The sequence below is a fragment of the Billgrantia sulfidoxydans genome, from assembly GCF_017868775.1.
Classification (GTDB): Bacteria; Pseudomonadota; Gammaproteobacteria; order Pseudomonadales; family Halomonadaceae; genus Halomonas; species Halomonas sulfidoxydans.
This window is the reverse complement of record NZ_CP053381.1, coordinates 2,051,553-2,066,976: the sequence shown is the minus strand read 5'-3', so window position 1 is coordinate 2,066,976 and position 15,424 is coordinate 2,051,553. Positions and strand designations below refer to the sequence as shown.

Sequence of the window (15,424 nt, the reverse complement as noted above, 5' to 3'; positions counted from 1 at the left end):
GCGGAACCGCGCCTTGCCGACGGCGCCACGAGCCCTGACAATGTGCCATCGAACCCTATACGGATACCGCCGACGCCATGTCCCGTACCGCCTTTTTCATTTCCGACGGCACCGGCATCACCGCCGAGAGCCTGGGACGCAGCCTGCTCGCACAGTTCGAAAACGTCGAGCTGCGCATGCTGACCAAGCCCTATATCGACACCGTCGACAAGGCCCGCACCCTGGTCGAGATCATCACGGATACCGCCGTGCGTGACGGTGAGGAGCCGATCATCATCGATACCATCGTCGACGAGACCATCCGCGAGGTGATCCGCAGTGCCCCCGGCTTCAAGATCGACATTTTCTCGACCTTCCTGAAGCCGCTGGAAAAGGAGCTTGGCACCCATTCGAGCTATACCGTGGGCCGCACCCACTCCATCGGCCAGGACGAGGTCTACATGGATCGTATTCACTCGGTCCATTTCGCCCTGGACAACGACGACGGCGCCCGCACCCACCAATACAACCAGGCCGACGTGATTCTGGTCGGGGTGTCGCGCTGCGGCAAGACGCCCACCTCGCTCTACCTCGCCCTGCAATTCGGCATCCGCGCCGCCAACTATCCGCTCACCGAGGACGACCTCGACGAGGACGGAACCCTCAAGCTGCCCCGCGCCCTCGCCCAGTATCGTCACAAGCTGTTCGGGTTGACCATCGACCCGCGCCGGCTGGCCGCCATCCGCCATGAACGACGGCCCAACAGCCGCTACAGCTCGCTGGACCAGTGCGTTCAGGAAGTGGAACAGGCCGAAGGGCTCTACCGCCAGATGCACATCCCCTACATCGACACCACGCGCTTCTCGATCGAGGAGATCTCCACCCGCATGATCGCCGAGACGGGACTGACGCGACGCTTCTCGCCGCGCTGACACCCGTCGCCTAAACGAAGGCGGCCGGGCTCGTGCCCGGCCGCCGACTTCCCGCTCGGCCCGAAGACCTCAGTTGACGATCCCCTCACGCCGCAGGCGGTCGATGTCGTCGGCGGTCAGGCCCATTTCGGCGAGAATCGCGTCACTGTCCTGGCCCAGCCGGGGCGGCGCCACCTCGCTGACGGCGGGCTCGCTGTCGAAGCGCAGCGGACAGGCCACCTGGGGTACCTCGAGGTCGCCGCGCCTGAGCGACCGCCGCAAGCCGCGGTGTTTCACCTGGGGGTCGTCGAACACCTCGCTGATGGTGTTGATCGGCCCGGCGGGAATGCCCCGCGCCTCCAGTTCGGCCAGCCATTCGTCACGTCCGCGGGTCAGCAGGATCGACTGGATCAGCGGCACCAGCACCTCGCGGCTGCCCACCCGGGCGGCATTGGTGGCGTAGGCGGTATCGGTGGCCCATTCGGGGTGGCCCAGCAGTTCGGCCAGACGCGAGAACTGCCCGTCGTTGCCCACGGTCAGCACCAGGTGGCCGTCGGCGCAGGCGAAGGCCTGGTAAGGCACGATGTTGGGGTGGGCATTGCCGTGGCGCTCGGGCGAAACGCCGCTGACCAGGGCGTTGAGCGCCTGGTTGGCGAGCGCCGCCACCTGCACGTCGAGCAGCGCCACGTCCACGTGCTGCCCCTGCCCGGTGCGCTCGCGCTCGTGCAGTGCCGCCAGCACGCCGATGGTGGCGTAGAGCCCCGTCATCACGTCGGTGATCGCCACGCCGGTCTTCATCGGCATGCCGTCGGGCTCGCCGCCGATGCTCATCAGCCCGCCCATGGCCTGGATCATGAAGTCGTAGCCGGCGCGGTGGGCATAGGGGCCGTCCTGGCCGAAGCCGGTGATGGAGCAACCGATCAGGCGCGGGTTGAGGGCCTTGAGGCTGGCGTAGTCGAGGTCGTACTTGGCCAAGCCGCCGACCTTGAAGTTCTCCAGCACGATGTCGGCGCCCGTCGCGAGCCGGCGAACCAGCGCCTGCCCCCTGTCGCATGCGATATCGACGGCCAGCGACTGCTTACCACGGTTGGCGCAGAGGAAGTAGGCCGCCACGCGCTCGACCTCATCCTCGGCGGCCAGCCATGGCGGCCCCCAGCCGCGAGTGTCGTCACCGCGCTCGGGATGCTCGATCTTGATCACCCGCGCCCCGAGGTCGGCGAGCAGCTGGCCGGCCCAGGGGCCGGCCAGCACTCGCGACATGTCGAGTACCGTGATGCCTTCCAGCGGTCGACTCATCTTGACTCCTTCCACACTCGTCGCTGCGGTGGGCAAGCCCCGAAGTGTCGGACCTTCGAAGAGGCGCTGTGAATACATCCCTGTACGCTACCGACGCCATCCATGGCATCGGACCCTCTTCTTCGGCTTGCCCCGTCGCTCCTCGTTAGAGGTAGCGTTTGGATCTCGGTGAATCAGTTGGCGAAGGCTTGGATGCCTGTCTGAGCGCGACCGAGAATCAGCGCGTGAACGTCGTGAGTGCCCTCGTAGGTATTGACCGCCTCGAGGTTCATCACGTGGCGAATCACATGGTATTCGTCGGCAATGCCGTTGCCGCCGTGCATGTCGCGGGCCACCCGGGCGATGTCGAGCGCCTTGCCGCAGTTGTTGCGCTTGATCAGCGAGATCGCCTCCGGCACCAGCTGGCTGGCGTCGATCATGCGGCCCACTCGCAGTGCGGCCTGCAGGCCCAGGGCAATCTCGGTCTGCATGTCGGCGAGCTTCTTCTGGATCAGCTGGTTGGCGGCCAGCGGGCGGCCGAACTGCTTGCGATCCAGGGTGTACTGGCGGGCGGCATGCCAGCACGCCTCGGCGGCACCCATGCTGCCCCAGGCGATGCCGTAGCGCGCGCGGTTCAAGCACGAGAACGGTCCCTTGAGCCCGGTCACGCCCGGCAGGCGCTGCTCGTCGGAGACCTCTACGTCCTGCATGGCGATCTGCCCGGTGACGGAGGCGCGCAGGCTGAACTTGCCCTCGATCTTGGGCGCCGAGAGCCCCTTCATCCCCTTCTCGAGGATGAAGCCGTTGACCACGCCCTCCTCGTCCCGCGCCCAGACCACGAACACGTCGGCGATGGGCGAGTTGGTGATCCAGGTCTTGGTGCCATTGAGGCGCCAGCCGCTGTCGGTACGTACGGCGCGGGTGGACATGTTGCCCGGATCGGAACCATGGTCGGGCTCGGTGAGGCCGAAAGCCCCCACCCACTCGCCGCTGGCCAGCTTGGGCAGGTACTTATCGCGCTGGGCGTCGCTGCCGAAGGCATGGATGGGATACATCACCAGGCTCGACTGCACGCTCATGGCACTGCGATAGCCGGAATCGACGCGCTCCACCTCGCGGGCGATCAGGCCGTAGCTGACGTAGTTCATGCCGGCGCAGCCGTAGCCGTCGATGGTGGCGCCGAGCAGGCCCAGCTCACCCATCTCGTTCATGATCTCGCGGTCGAAGCGCTCGTGGCGGTTGGCTTCGAGCACCCGCGGCATCAGCTTGTCCTGGCAGTAGTCGTGGGCGGTCTGCAGGACCATGCGCTCGTCTTCGTCGAGCTGGTCGATCAGGCGAAACGGGTCTTCCCAAGTAACGGGGGTGATTTGGCTCATGGTGACTCTCCTCTAATAATTTCTACATTTTCAGCAAATGTAGACCATAGGAATCGTAATGCCAACCCCCTGTCGCGCTTTTTTCTCACCCACCGTGAGCGTGAGCTGGCGCCTCCGCGCGCATGGCATCGAGCCGCCGGCGAAGCGCGCGCCACGCCACCATCCCCACCAGTGCGTTGGCCAGGAACAGGCCGACGAAGATGCCCCGGGTGCTGGCCAGCACTCCCCCCAGCCAGGCCAGCGGCACGGTCAGCAGGAACAGCCGGATCACCGAGAGCCGCATGGCGCGGGCCGGCTCATGCAGCGCGTTGAAGGACGATACCGCCAGAATGACCACGCCCTGGGCGCCCAGGCCCAGCGGCACCCACCACAGGAAGCTGCGCAGTACCTCGGCCATCTCATCGCCCGTGGCATAGCTGACCATCAGCCAGGGGGCCAGCAGCTGCAGCAGCAGCCAGACGCCGAGCTGCCACGCCAGCACGAAGGCGAAGCAGCCGAAGATGGCCCGCCGCACACGCTCGTGCTGCCCAGCCCCGGCGTTCTGACTGACCAGTGGCGGCAGGGTCATCGACAGCGCCAGCACGCCGATCTGGGCGATGGCCTCGATACGCGTGCCCACGCCATAGCCCGCCACCGCATGGTGGCCATGCCCGGCGACGATGCGGGTGACCAGCGCCAGGGCCAGCGGTGTGAAGACGCTGGTGATCGCCGCCGGCACGGCAATACGGCCCAGCTCCCGCCACGACGCCATCAACCCGCTCGGCGTGAGATGGCGCAGGTCGAGACACTCACGCAGCTCGCGCTGCCAGAACAGCGCCGCGGTCATGGCGCTCCAGCTCAGCACCGTGGCCAGGGCCGCGCCCTGTACACCCAGCGCCGGCAGCAGCCCCACGCCGAAGATCAGCAGCCAGTCGAGCAGTCCGTTGAGCAGCGCGGCCAGTGCCATCATCAGCCCGGGGATCAGGGTGTTGCCCTGGGCGCGCAGCACGCTGTTGAGCACCCGCGGCACGATCACCGCGGCCGCCCCCAGGTACCAGACGCCCATGTAGTCGCGGATGTGCGGCATCAGGGCGGCGTCGGCTCCGAGCAGGCGGAACAGCGGCTCGAGGGTGGCCAGGCCCAGCACGCTCAGCAGCACGCCGACCGCCAGCGCCAGCAGCGCGGCATCCGTCGCCCTTCGCCGCACCGTGTCGTGATCGCCCCGCCCCAATAGCCGCGCCACCACTGCCGAGGTGCCGATGCCCAGACCGATGGCCAGGCTGATCACCGCGAACACGACGGGAAACGTGAACGACACCGCCGCCAGTGGCTGCGGCCCCAGCCGCGCGATGAACCAGGTATCGACCAGGTTGAAGCTCATCATGGCGATCATGCCGCCCACGACGGGTAGGCACTTGCGCAGCAGGGTCAGGGCAATGGGACCTTCGAGCAGCTCACGCCGCATGGGGCGTCGCGAGCCACCTTCAGCCGTGGAGGGGGACGTTGGCATGGGACCTCGAAACGAGAAACGGGCACAAGATTGTGCCCGTTTCTCGCCAAGCTGCCAAAAGGGGGCTCAGCTCTCCTCGCCCGAGCGGTAAAGCTTCTGAATACTGGAAAAGTCCAGCCCGCCGTTGCCCTGGGCCGCGTGCAGCGCAAACAGGTTGCGCGCCTGGGAGCCCATCGGCACCGTGGCCTTGCAGCCCAGCGCCAGCTCCCACGCCAGCCCGAGATCCTTGGCCATCAGGTCGGTGAGGAAGCCGCCTTGGTAGTCGCGCGAGGCGGCGGAACCCTCCATCACCCCGGGCCAGGGGTTGTAGACGTTGAGCGCCCAGTTGCCGCCGCTGCTCTGCTTCATGATCTCCGAGAGCACGGCGGGGTCGAGGCCGTTCTTGACCCCCAGGGCCAGGGCCTCGGCGGTGCCGCTCATGAGGATGCCGAGCAGCATGTTGTTGCAGATCTTGGCCACCTGCCCGGCGCCGATCTCACCGGCGTGGAAGATGTTCTTGCCCATGCCCTCGAGCACCGGCCTGGCCTGCTCGAAGCCGGCCTGGCTGCCACCGACGATGAAGGTCAGGGTGCCGGCCTGGGCGCCACCCACGCCGCCGGAGACCGGGGCATCGAGGTAGGTCAGCCCGCGCTCGGCGGCAGCCTCGCCCACGGTGCGTGCATCCTCCGGCGAAATGGTGGAAGCATCGATGATCAGCGGCTTGCCTTCGAGCGCACCGAACAGTCCCGGCGCCTCCGGCTGACCGATGTAGAGGCGCCGAACGTGCTGGCCGGCCGGCAGCATCGAGATGACCACCTCGGCCCCGCGGGTCGCGTCCTCGGCACTGGCACCGGCCCGGGCTCCGGCCTCTTCGAGGCGCCGCATGGCGGCATCGACCAGGTCGAAGACGCTGACCTCATGGCCGGCCTTGACCAGATTGAGGGCCATCGGGGCACCCATGTTGCCCAGGCCGATAAAGGCGATTTTCATGCGAGCTGCTCCTGATTGTCGTTATGAAAGAGAATGCGGTTTGGGTCCAAGGAGTCACTCGCGACCGAGGTCGCGAAGCGGATGCTCCTCCTCGCTCCACAGCGGCGCCAGCAGTGCCTGGAGGTCCGCCTCGGGAACGCGGGCGACGCTTTCGTGCTGCCACTTCGGGCTCTTGTCCTTGTCGATCAGCAACGCCCTGACCCCCTCGGCGATATCGCCCCGTCGGCAGCACTGCACCGAGAGGTTCAGCTCCTCGCGGAAGGCATCGGCCAGGCTGGAGTGACGGTGCCGTTCGAGCATGCGCCAGACCAGGTGCGCGCTCAGTGGGCTACCGGCCGCCAGCCGCTTGCGATTGGCAACGAGCCAGGCGTCGTCACGGCGATCCTCGAGGATACGCTCGACCGCGGCGACGGCATCGACCTGTCCGACCAGCGCCTGAAGATGATCGAGCAGCGGCGCCACCTGCGGCGCAGGAGCCCGGTCGCGCGCCTCGAGCTCGTCGAGAACCCGCTGCACCCCGGCCTGCAGCTCGCGGGGGCTGCGCGTGCCGTAATCGGTCTCACCCAGGGCTTCCAGCAGGGCCTCACGCCGCTCGCGCGGCACGAAGTGGTCCGCCAGCCCCAGGTCGAGCGCATCGCGGGCATTGAGCTGGCCCCCGGTGATGCCCAGGTAGGCGCCAACGCCCGGCGGCATGCGGTTGAGGAACCAGCTGGCGCCGATGTCCGGATAAAGGCCGATGGTGATCTCGGGCATGGCGATCAGCGTGGTCTCCGTCACCAGGCGCCGCGACGCCCCGGCCATCAGGCCCAGGCCGCCGCCCATGACGATGCCGTCGCCCCATACCAGGATCGGCTTGGGATAGGTATGAATGCGGTAATCGAGGCGATATTCCGTGGTGAAGTAGGTCTCGGCAAAGAGGCTGTCGCGCCCGGCGCCGGGATCGTCGCCCGCCTCGGTCATCGAACGGTACAGCGCCACCACGTCGCCGCCGGCGCAGAACGCCTTTTCACCGGCCCCCTCCAGCCACACCGCGACGATACTGCGGTCCACCGCCCAGGCCGCGAGCTTGGCGTCGAGCTGTCGCGCCATCTCCAGCGACAGGGCGTTGAGCGACTTGGGCGAGTTGAGGGTGGCGACACCGATCCGCCCGCCGTCGCGGGTCGGCAGCTCATCGAAGATGACCGCTAGCTCCGTCATGCCTGCTTTCTCCTTATGCTCATAGCCGCTAATGCTCATTGCAACGCTTCGATCACGCCGTCCGCCAGCAGGCGGCGAGCCACGATCACACGCATGATCTCGTTGGTGCCCTCGAGGATCTGGTGCACGCGGGTGTCGCGCACCATGCGCTCCAGGGGAAACTCCCTCAGGTAACCATAACCGCCATGCAGCTGCAGCGCCTCGTTGCAGACGTTGAAGCCCATGTCGGTGGCGAAACGCTTGGCCATGGCGCAATAGGCCGTGGCTTCCGGGTCGCCCTGGTCGAGTCGCCAGGCGGCATGGCGCACCATCAGCCGGGCCGCCGCCAGCTCTGTCGCCATGTCGGCCAGCTTGAACTGCAGCGCCTGGAATTGCGCCAGCTCACGGCCGAACTGCTTGCGCTCCTGCAGGTAGTTGCGCGACAGGGTCAGCGCATGCTGAGCGGCGCCCAGCGAACAGCTGGCGATATTCAGCCGGCCGCCGTCAAGCCCCTTCATCGCCAGCTTGAAGCCTTCACCCTCCTCGCCCAGCCGATTGCCCACCGGCACGCGTACGCCGTCGAAGCTGATCAGCCGCGTGGGCTGGCTCTTCCACCCCATCTTCTCTTCGTTCTTGCCGTACTCGATCCCCGCGGCATCCGCCGGCACCAGGATCGCCGACACGCCTCCGGCACCGCTGTCGGGCGCACCGGTGCGCGCCATGACCACCAGCACGTCGTTGGCCCCGGCGCCGGAGATGAACATCTTGGAGCCACTGATGACATACTCGTCGCCCTCGCGCACGGCCTTGGTCCGCAGGCTGGCAGCATCCGAACCGGAACCCGGCTCGGTCAGGCAGTAGCAGCCCAGGCACTCGCCGCTGATCAGCCGCTCCACCCAGCTTTCGCGCAGCGCCTCGCTGCCCCAGCTGGCCACCATCCAGGCCACCATGTTGTGGATGGTAAGATAGGCGGTCGTCGAGATGCAGCCCTGGGAGAGCTGCTCGAAGATCAGCGAGGCATCGAGACGCGACAGCCCCAGGCCGCCGCGCTCTTCGGGAATATAGATGCCGAGCAGTCCCGCTTCGCCGGCCCGGCGGATGACATCGACCGGGAAGTGGGAGGTGGCGTCCCATTCGGCGGCGTGCTCGGCCAGTTCCGCCCGCGAAAAATCCGCGGCGGCCTGCACCAGCGCCTTCTGATCGTCGGTTAGGGAGAAATCCATTGCGCTGTCCTCAAGAAGTTTGGCGGTCCGTTCGTCCAGCAGAAACCGGCTGGCAGGGTCGTCGAGGCCGCACCTCATCGCCAACCAACCTAGCACTTGCTAGGTTTTATCGCATACCTCCCTTGGTCGACAACCACTTTACGTTAACGTTAACGTCGTCTAGTGTTGCGATAAGTGGAGGGACACCGCCTGAGGGCCCCGCCCAACTCATAGGAAGCGAATGACATGAGCATATCCAAAGCGGAAGTCACCCCCCCGGCCAACGGCAGCAGCCTGCCCCGGCAGCGCCGTACCTATTTGATAGGCGAACTGGCCCGGATGTTCGAGGTGACGCCGCGCACCATCCGCTTCTATGAGCAGGAGGGCCTGCTCGCACCGGAGCGTCGCGGCCAGACCCGCATCTACCACGAGAAGGACCGCGTTCGCCTCAAGCTGACCCTGCGCGGCAAGCGCCTGGGTTTCTCGCTGGCCGAGATCCGCGAGGTCATCGAGATGTACGACGCCATGCCCGATGGCAACGCTCGACAGCTTAAGCGCCTGCTGGAGATCCTCGCCGACAAGCGCAACAACATGGAGCGTCAGTTGGAGGACATTCGCCTGATGCAACGCGAACTCGATGACGTGGAAATGCGCGCCCGCGAGGTACTCGAGCGCCTCGGCCAGGCGTAGGGCTTGGGCCGCCGCAACCTGACGTCCCGACACGCCGTTCAACGGATGGGCGCCCGGCCACGGCGCCCATCGGCAATCGACTACCGCAGCCAACTGCACAACAAGACGGGTAATACGATGACACGCCAAGCACTGCAAGAACGCGTCCCGAACAGTTACGTCAGCGGCATCAGCGATACGCCTCTCAAGGGCGAAACCATCGGCGACTGCTTCGACGCGACCGTGGCACGCTTTCCCGATGGCGAGGCCCTGCTCAGCCTGCACCAGGGGCTGCGCTACACCTGGAAGGAGCTGCAGCAGGCGGTCGACCAGGCCGCCCGGGCCATGCTCGCGCTGGGCGTGAAGAAAGGCGATCGGGTGGGCATCTGGTCGCCCAACTGCGCCGAGTGGACCATCACCCAGTTCGCCACGGCGAAGATCGGCGCCATCCTGGTCAACATCAACCCCAGCTACCGCACCCATGAGCTCGACTACGCGCTCAAGCAGTCCGGCACTTCCACCCTGATTCTGCAGGGCAAGTTCAAGACTTCCGACTACGTGGCCACGCTGGCGGAGCTGGCCCCGGAGCTGCGCGACGGCGCCCCCTCCACCTTCTCCTGCGCCAAGCTGCCCGATCTCAAGCGCGTGGTCTGCCTCGACGCCGACCGCGCCCTGACCGGCATGTTCAGCTGGCAGAGCATGCTGGCCCATGCCGACGAGGTCTCGGAAGAACACCTGGCCGACGTCCAGGCCACGCTGCAGTTCGACGAGCCGATCAACATCCAGTATACCTCGGGCACCACCGGGGCGCCCAAGGGCGCCACCCTCTCCCACCACAACATCCTCAACAACGGCTTCTTCGTCGCCCGCACCATGGGCTTCTCCGAGAAGGACCGCCTGGTGATCCCGGTACCGCTCTACCACTGCTTCGGCATGGTGATGGGCAACCTGGGCTGCATGACCCACGGTGCCACCATGATCTATCCGGGCGACGGCTTCGACCCGGAGGCCACCCTCAAGGCGGTGTCCGACGAGAAGGCCACGGCGCTCTACGGCGTGCCGACCATGTTCATCGCTGAGCTGGAACACCCCGACTTCGCCCAGTACGACCTCTCCACCCTGCGCACCGGCATCATGGCGGGCTCGATCTGCCCCATCGAGGTGATGCGCAAGGTCATCGACAAGATGCACATGGAGGACGTGACCATCTGCTACGGGATGACCGAAACCAGCCCGGTCAGCTTCCAGACCCAGACCGACGCCCCGCTGGACAAACGCGTGACCACGGTGGGCACCATCCACCCCCATCTCGAGGTCAAGCTGGTCAGCCCCGAAACCGGCGCGGTAGTGCCCCGCGGCGAGACCGGCGAGCTGTGCACCCGAGGTTACAGCGTGATGCTCGGCTACTGGAACAACGAGGAGGCCACCGCCAAATCCATCGATAGCGCCGGCTGGATGCATACCGGCGATCTCGCCACCATGGACGAGGAAGGCTATGTGGCCATCGTCGGCCGCATCAAGGACATGATCATCCGCGGCGGTGAGAACATCTATCCACGCGAGATCGAGGATTTCCTCTACACCCACCCGGCCATCTCCGATGTGCAGGTGATCGGCGTGCCCGACGAGAAGTACGGCGAGGAGGTCATGGCCTGGGTCAAGCTCGGTGATGGCCAGAAGCTCACCGCCGACGAGCTCAAGGAATTCTGCAAGGGCAAGATCGCCCACTACAAGATCCCGCGCTACGTGAAGTTCGTCGACGAGTTCCCGATGACCGTCACCGGCAAGATCCAGAAATTCAAGATGCGTGAGGAAGCCACCCACGAGCTGGGCCTGGCCTGAACCGCTGACCAGGCGACGCCTTGACGACCGTCACGCCCCTGCCCCGGCAGGGGCGCTTGCGTTTCGCCGTCAGACGATGCGCTCGCGTATCCAGTCGATGAAGGCACGCACCTTGTAGAGGTCCGCCATGTGCTCCGGGTAGGCCATGTAATAGGCGTCCCGGCTCTTCAGGCTGAACGGCCAGGGTACCACCAGCTTGCCCTCGTCGATCTCCTCCTGGACCAGGAAGCGCGGCACCAGCGCCACGCCGCAGCCGGCCTGCGCCGCTCGCAGCGCCATATAGAAGGTATCGAAGCGCGGCCCATGATAGCTGTGCTCGGTGTACTGGCCCTGGGCATCGAACCAGTCGTGCCACGCCTCGGGACGGGTGGCGCTCTGCAGCAGCACGAGCCGCGTCAGCGCCAGCGGTTCTTCCACCCTCATGCCCTCCAGCGCCTGCGGCGAGCAGACCGGCACGATCTCCTCCTCGAGCAACCGGATGCATTCGGCCTTGGGCCAGGCTCCGTGCCCGAAGAAGAACGCCACCTCCACCCGCTCCTGCTGCATGTCGAACGGCTCGACCCGGTTGCTGATGTTGAGGTTGATGTTGGGGTGGCGAAAGCGGAAACCGTTGAGCCGCGGGATCAGCCAGCGCGCCCCGAAGGTGGGCAGGGTCGCCACGTTGAGCACGTCCGCCTCGCCGCCGTAGGACTGCATGTAGCGCGTCGACATCTCCACCTGGGCGAGGATCTTGCGCGCCTCGCCAAGGTAGATCGCCCCCTCGGGGGTGAGGTGCAGGCGCCGACGAATGCGCCGGAACAGCGGGTGCTCCAGGATCGACTCCAGCTGTGCGACCTGCTTGCTCACGGCGCTCTGGGTCAGGCTCAGCTCATCTGCCGCGCGGGTGAAGCTCAGATGGCGGGCCGCCGCCTCGAAGCATTGCAGCCCGGCCAGGGAAGGAAGGTGTCGACGACTCATTTCGCCCGCCTAGCATGAAATTAAGGAATGATATGTGTCGTAATCGTCGCTTGTTGCCGCTCGGCAGCGGTAGCAATACTGGGCGCCACGACATTCTCTGATGATAACGATAGGAGAAAGAATGATCGACTCCCTGATGCAGCGCCTCGGCGTGGCGCCTGAACAGTACCGAAACGGCGATATCGCGGTCGCCACTCCCATCGACGGCAGCGAGCTCGGTCGTGTGCGCACGGCCACTGCCCAGGAGATCGACACGGCCATCGCCAACGCCCAGCGCGCCTTTGAAGCGTGGCGCCAGGTGCCCGCCCCGCGTCGCGGCGAACTGGTGCGCCTGTTCGGCGATCAGCTGCGCCGCCACAAGGAGGACCTGGGCGCACTGGTCACCTGGGAGTGCGGCAAGATCCTCCAGGAAGGGCTCGGTGAAGTGCAGGAGATGATCGACATCTGCGACCTCGCCGTTGGGCAGTCCCGCCAGCTCTATGGCCTTACCATCGCCTCCGAGCGCCCCGGGCACCATATGCGCGAGAGCTGGCACCCGCTCGGCCCGATCGGGTTGATTACCGCCTTCAATTTTCCGGTCGCCCCCTGGGCCTGGAACGCGGCCCTGGCCCTGGTATGCGGCGACAGCCTGCTGTGGAAGCCCTCCGAGAAGACCCCTCTCACCGCCCTGGCTTGCCAGGCGCTGCTCGAGCGCGCCATGGCCGAGTTCGGCGACGACGCGCCTCAGCACCTCAGCCAGGTCATCATCGGCGAGCGTGCCGCGGGCGAGCAGCTGACCGACGACGCCAGGATTCCCCTGATCAGCGCCACCGGCAGCACGCGGATGGGCCGTGAAGTGGGGCCGCGCGTGGCCGCCCGCTTCGGTCGCAGCATCCTCGAACTGGGCGGCAACAACGCCATGATCCTGACGCCCAGCGCCGACCTGGACATGGCCGTGCGCGCCATTCTCTTCTCGGCGGTGGGGACCGCCGGCCAGCGCTGCACCACGCTGCGCCGCCTGGTCGTGCATCACTCCATCAAGGAAGAGGTCGTCGCCCGGCTCAAGCAGGCCTATGCCGGCATCAGTATCGGCGACCCGCTCGAAGGCAACCTGATCGGCCCGCTGATCGACCGCCAGGCCTTCGACACCATGCAGGCGGTGCTGACCCAGGCCCGCGAGCAGGGTGCCAACGTATTCGGCGGCCAGCGCCAGCTCGCCGAGCAGTATCCCGAGGGCTACTACGTGGCGCCAGCCATCGTCGAGGTCGAAGGCCAGAGCGACCTGGTGCGGCACGAAACCTTCGCACCGATTCTCTACGTGATCGGCTACGAAGCGCTCGACGAAGCCATCGCACTCAATAACGACGTACCCCAGGGGCTCTCCTCCTGCATCTTCACCACCGACGTGCGCGAGGCGGAAACCTTCGTCTCCGCGGTAGGCAGCGATTGCGGTATCGCCAACGTCAACATCGGCCCCAGCGGCGCCGAGATCGGCGGCGCCTTCGGTGGCGAGAAGGAGACCGGCGGCGGCCGCGAATCGGGCTCCGATGTCTGGAAGAGCTACATGCGCCGCCAGACCAACACCGTCAACTACTCCAGGGAGCTGCCGCTCGCCCAGGGCATCAAGTTCGACTGACCGGCAGGGCATCCTCGGCCTCGGCGCAGCGGCTCGCCGAGGTCTTCCCCAATACTTCATGTACGGGAGGCACAATGAAGGAACGCTGTCTCTGGCACGACACCTCTCCGGAGCCGCCCCTGGAGCTGGCCATGCTGCAAGGCGATCACCGCACCGATGTGCTGGTGATCGGAGGAGGGATTACCGGTCTCAGCACCGCCCTGCACCTGGCCGAGGCCGGCGTCAGCGTGACCCTGATCGAAGCGGGCGATCTACCCAGCGGCGCTTCGGGACGCAATGTCGGCCTCGTCAATGCGGGACTGTGGATTCCACCGGACGATATTCTCGCGGTGCTTGGCGAGGAGATCGGCGAGCGCGCCAACACCATCCTCGGCGGCGCACCCGCGGTCGTCTTCTCGCTGATCGAACGGCACGGCATCGCGTGCCAGGCGACCCGTACCGGTACCCTGCACCTGGCACACAATGGCAAGGGCGAGCAGGAACTGTCACGACGAGCGGAGCAGTTGCAACGGCGTGGGGCACCCGTGGAACTGCTCGAGGCAACGGCCTGCCGGGAACACGTGGGCACCCGGCGCATCCGCCGCGCCCTGCTCGACCACCGTGCCGGGACCCTGAACCCCGCCGCCTACACCCGCGGCCTGGCACGTGCCGCGCAGGCGGCCGGCGCACGCCTGTACACCCATAGCGCCGCCACCGCCGTCGCCCGGGCGAGAGACGGCTGGCGGATCACCACCGCTCACGGCAGCGTCCAGGCCCAGCGCCTGGTACTTGCCACCAATGCCTACACCGAGGATCGCTGGAACGAGGTCCGCCGCCACTTCTTCGTCGGCCACTTCTACCAGGTCGCCTCCCGACCGCTATCCGGCGCGGCAGCCGATGAGATCCTGCCGGGGCGCCAGGGCGCCTGGGATACCCGCATGGTGCTGAGCAGCCTCCGTCGCGATGCCGAAGGCCGACTGATTCTCGGCAGTCTCGGCAAGGGGGAAGGCAAGCCTGCCGCCTTCCTGCGCTGCTGGGCCAATCGCATCCAGCGTCACTATTTCCCTCGGTTGGGCAGCATCGAGTGGGAATACAGCTGGACGGGGCGAATCGGCTTCACGCCCGATCATACGCTGCGCCTCTTCGAACTCGCCCCGGGTGTGCTGGGCGTTTCCGGCTACAACGGGCGCGGTATCACCACTGGCACCGTGGTGGGCAAGGGGTTCGCCCAATACCTGATGACCGGCGAGGAGGACGCCCTGCCCCTGCCGATTCGCACACCCCGGCCGATACGGGCCAGGGCGCTACGCAGCTCCGGTTACGAAAGCGGCTTCACGCTCTATCACACGGGGCAATGCCTGAGAGTGCTGGGTTGAGCTGCTTACGGCTGAAAGTAGTTGTCGATGGGAACCGGCACCGTCACTTCGTCTTTCACCAGCTCCATCACCACGAAGGAGTGCGTTTGATGGACATTCGGCAACCGGCCGATCTGCTGGACCAGCACGGCCCGGTAATGGGAGATATCGTGAGTTCTCACCTTGAGCATGTAGTCGAAGTTTCCCGCCACCATGTAGCAGCCCTGCACCTCGGGGATGAGGCGCACGGCCTCGTTGAAACGATCCAGGGCGTCTTCGCTGGTCTTTTCCATCGTCACCAGCACCACCAGCACGTGGCCCGCCCCCAGCTGCTCGGGGTCGAGGTCGGCACGGTAGCCGCGGATGATGCCGGCCTGCTCGAGCCGACGCACCCGCTGAGCGCAAGGCGTCTTGGTCAGATTGACCCGGCTGGCGAGTTCGACGATGGAAAGCCGCCCATTCTCCTGCAGCTGGTTCAGGATCCGACGGTCTATGCGGTCCAGCTTGGTAGCCATATTGCCTACTCATATTTGTTTTTAAGGACAAAGGTAAAACAATCTAGCGTTATTTGGAGCCAATTCCTATCAAGATTGGCCAACAATTAGGCTTGAAGGACGGTGCTCATGACAA

Annotated in this window: 13 protein-coding genes; 5 read left to right on the top strand and 8 right to left on the bottom strand. The window is 66.2% G+C overall.

The features are described from left to right. The first annotated feature begins 77 nt into the window (after positions 1-77). On the top strand, positions 78-911 hold the full coding sequence (gene ppsR, locus HNO51_RS09660; protein ID WP_197450780.1) for a posphoenolpyruvate synthetase regulatory kinase/phosphorylase PpsR: 834 nt from the start codon (positions 78-80) through the stop codon (positions 909-911). Positions 912-980: 69 nt separating this feature from the next. Here ppsR and HNO51_RS09655 read toward each other — a convergent pair whose 3' ends face one another. The 6 genes from HNO51_RS09655 to HNO51_RS09630 all read right to left on the bottom strand — a co-directional run bounded on the left by HNO51_RS09655 (position 981) and on the right by HNO51_RS09630 (position 8,398). Continuing rightward, the gene (locus HNO51_RS09655; RefSeq protein ID WP_197450779.1) at positions 981-2,186 is read right to left on the bottom strand and encodes a CaiB/BaiF CoA transferase family protein; all 1,206 of its coding nucleotides are present in this window, start codon (positions 2,184-2,186) and stop codon (positions 981-983) included. A gap of 173 nt (positions 2,187-2,359) precedes the next feature. Beyond that, entirely contained in the window at positions 2,360-3,541 is a 1,182-nt protein-coding gene (locus HNO51_RS09650) for an acyl-CoA dehydrogenase (RefSeq protein ID WP_209539068.1), read from the bottom strand. Between the two features lie 85 nt (positions 3,542-3,626). Further along, positions 3,627-5,030 (bottom strand): MATE family efflux transporter, encoded by a 1,404-nt coding sequence (locus tag HNO51_RS09645; protein WP_242597241.1) that lies wholly within the window; start codon positions 5,028-5,030, stop codon positions 3,627-3,629. Between the two features lie 66 nt (positions 5,031-5,096). Beyond that, positions 5,097-5,999: a 3-hydroxyisobutyrate dehydrogenase gene (mmsB, locus tag HNO51_RS09640; protein WP_197450777.1), complete on the bottom strand. Its 903-nt coding sequence runs from the start codon at positions 5,997-5,999 to the stop codon at positions 5,097-5,099. Between the two features lie 54 nt (positions 6,000-6,053). Next, complete coding sequence (locus HNO51_RS09635) at positions 6,054-7,196, bottom strand: enoyl-CoA hydratase/isomerase family protein (protein ID WP_197450776.1); 1,143 nt, start codon at positions 7,194-7,196, stop codon at positions 6,054-6,056. Between the two features lie 35 nt (positions 7,197-7,231). After that, the gene (locus HNO51_RS09630) at positions 7,232-8,398 is read right to left on the bottom strand and encodes an acyl-CoA dehydrogenase family protein (RefSeq protein ID WP_197450775.1); all 1,167 of its coding nucleotides are present in this window, start codon (positions 8,396-8,398) and stop codon (positions 7,232-7,234) included. Between the two features lie 225 nt (positions 8,399-8,623). On the opposite strand from HNO51_RS09630, the gene HNO51_RS09625 reads away from it, so the two are divergent. Together HNO51_RS09625 and HNO51_RS09620 are read left to right on the top strand one after the other, a co-directional pair. Next, positions 8,624-9,067 carry a MerR family transcriptional regulator gene (locus HNO51_RS09625; protein WP_197450774.1) on the top strand — a complete coding sequence of 148 codons (444 nt, stop codon included), beginning with the start codon at positions 8,624-8,626 and terminating at the stop codon, positions 9,065-9,067. Positions 9,068-9,184: 117 nt separating this feature from the next. Then, positions 9,185-10,888 (top strand): AMP-binding protein, encoded by a 1,704-nt coding sequence (locus tag HNO51_RS09620; protein WP_209539067.1) that lies wholly within the window; start codon positions 9,185-9,187, stop codon positions 10,886-10,888. A gap of 69 nt (positions 10,889-10,957) precedes the next feature. On the opposite strand, the gene gcvA is transcribed toward HNO51_RS09620, so the two are convergent. Then, positions 10,958-11,845, bottom strand: coding sequence for a transcriptional regulator GcvA (gene gcvA, locus HNO51_RS09615; protein WP_197450772.1), 888 nt, complete (start codon positions 11,843-11,845; stop codon positions 10,958-10,960). 121 nt (positions 11,846-11,966) lie between these two features. On the opposite strand from gcvA, the gene amaB reads away from it, so the two are divergent. Both amaB and amaA read left to right on the top strand, forming a co-directional pair. Further along, on the top strand, positions 11,967-13,460 hold the full coding sequence (gene amaB / locus HNO51_RS09610) for an L-piperidine-6-carboxylate dehydrogenase (protein WP_209539066.1): 1,494 nt from the start codon (positions 11,967-11,969) through the stop codon (positions 13,458-13,460). Between the two features lie 74 nt (positions 13,461-13,534). Beyond that, complete coding sequence (gene amaA / locus HNO51_RS09605; protein ID WP_209539065.1) at positions 13,535-14,815, top strand: L-pipecolate oxidase; 1,281 nt, start codon at positions 13,535-13,537, stop codon at positions 14,813-14,815. Positions 14,816-14,820: 5 nt separating this feature from the next. Here the strand turns inward: amaA and HNO51_RS09600 are convergent, their stop codons facing one another. Then, positions 14,821-15,309 carry an Lrp/AsnC family transcriptional regulator gene (locus HNO51_RS09600; RefSeq protein ID WP_209539064.1) on the bottom strand — a complete coding sequence of 163 codons (489 nt, stop codon included), beginning with the start codon at positions 15,307-15,309 and terminating at the stop codon, positions 14,821-14,823. Positions 15,310-15,424 lie beyond the last annotated feature (115 nt).

Excerpts from the sequence above, each read along its gene's own strand:
- ppsR (WP_197450780.1), top strand. The coding sequence starts at position 78 with ATGTCCCGTACCGCCTTTTTCATTTCCGACGGCACCGGCATCACCGCC.
- HNO51_RS09655 (WP_197450779.1), bottom strand. The coding sequence starts at position 2,186 with ATGAGTCGACCGCTGGAAGGCATCACGGTACTCGACATGTCGCGAGTG.
- HNO51_RS09650 (WP_209539068.1), bottom strand. The coding sequence starts at position 3,541 with ATGAGCCAAATCACCCCCGTTACTTGGGAAGACCCGTTTCGCCTGATC.
- HNO51_RS09645 (WP_242597241.1), bottom strand. The coding sequence starts at position 5,030 with ATGCCAACGTCCCCCTCCACGGCTGAAGGTGGCTCGCGACGCCCCATG.
- mmsB (WP_197450777.1), bottom strand. The coding sequence starts at position 5,999 with ATGAAAATCGCCTTTATCGGCCTGGGCAACATGGGTGCCCCGATGGCC.
- HNO51_RS09635 (WP_197450776.1), bottom strand. The coding sequence starts at position 7,196 with ATGACGGAGCTAGCGGTCATCTTCGATGAGCTGCCGACCCGCGACGGC.
- HNO51_RS09630 (WP_197450775.1), bottom strand. The coding sequence starts at position 8,398 with ATGGATTTCTCCCTAACCGACGATCAGAAGGCGCTGGTGCAGGCCGCC.
- HNO51_RS09625 (WP_197450774.1), top strand. The coding sequence starts at position 8,624 with ATGAGCATATCCAAAGCGGAAGTCACCCCCCCGGCCAACGGCAGCAGC.
- HNO51_RS09620 (WP_209539067.1), top strand. The coding sequence starts at position 9,185 with ATGACACGCCAAGCACTGCAAGAACGCGTCCCGAACAGTTACGTCAGC.
- gcvA (WP_197450772.1), bottom strand. The coding sequence starts at position 11,845 with ATGAGTCGTCGACACCTTCCTTCCCTGGCCGGGCTGCAATGCTTCGAG.
- amaB (WP_209539066.1), top strand. The coding sequence starts at position 11,967 with ATGATCGACTCCCTGATGCAGCGCCTCGGCGTGGCGCCTGAACAGTAC.
- amaA (WP_209539065.1), top strand. The coding sequence starts at position 13,535 with ATGAAGGAACGCTGTCTCTGGCACGACACCTCTCCGGAGCCGCCCCTG.
- HNO51_RS09600 (WP_209539064.1), bottom strand. The coding sequence starts at position 15,309 with ATGGCTACCAAGCTGGACCGCATAGACCGTCGGATCCTGAACCAGCTG.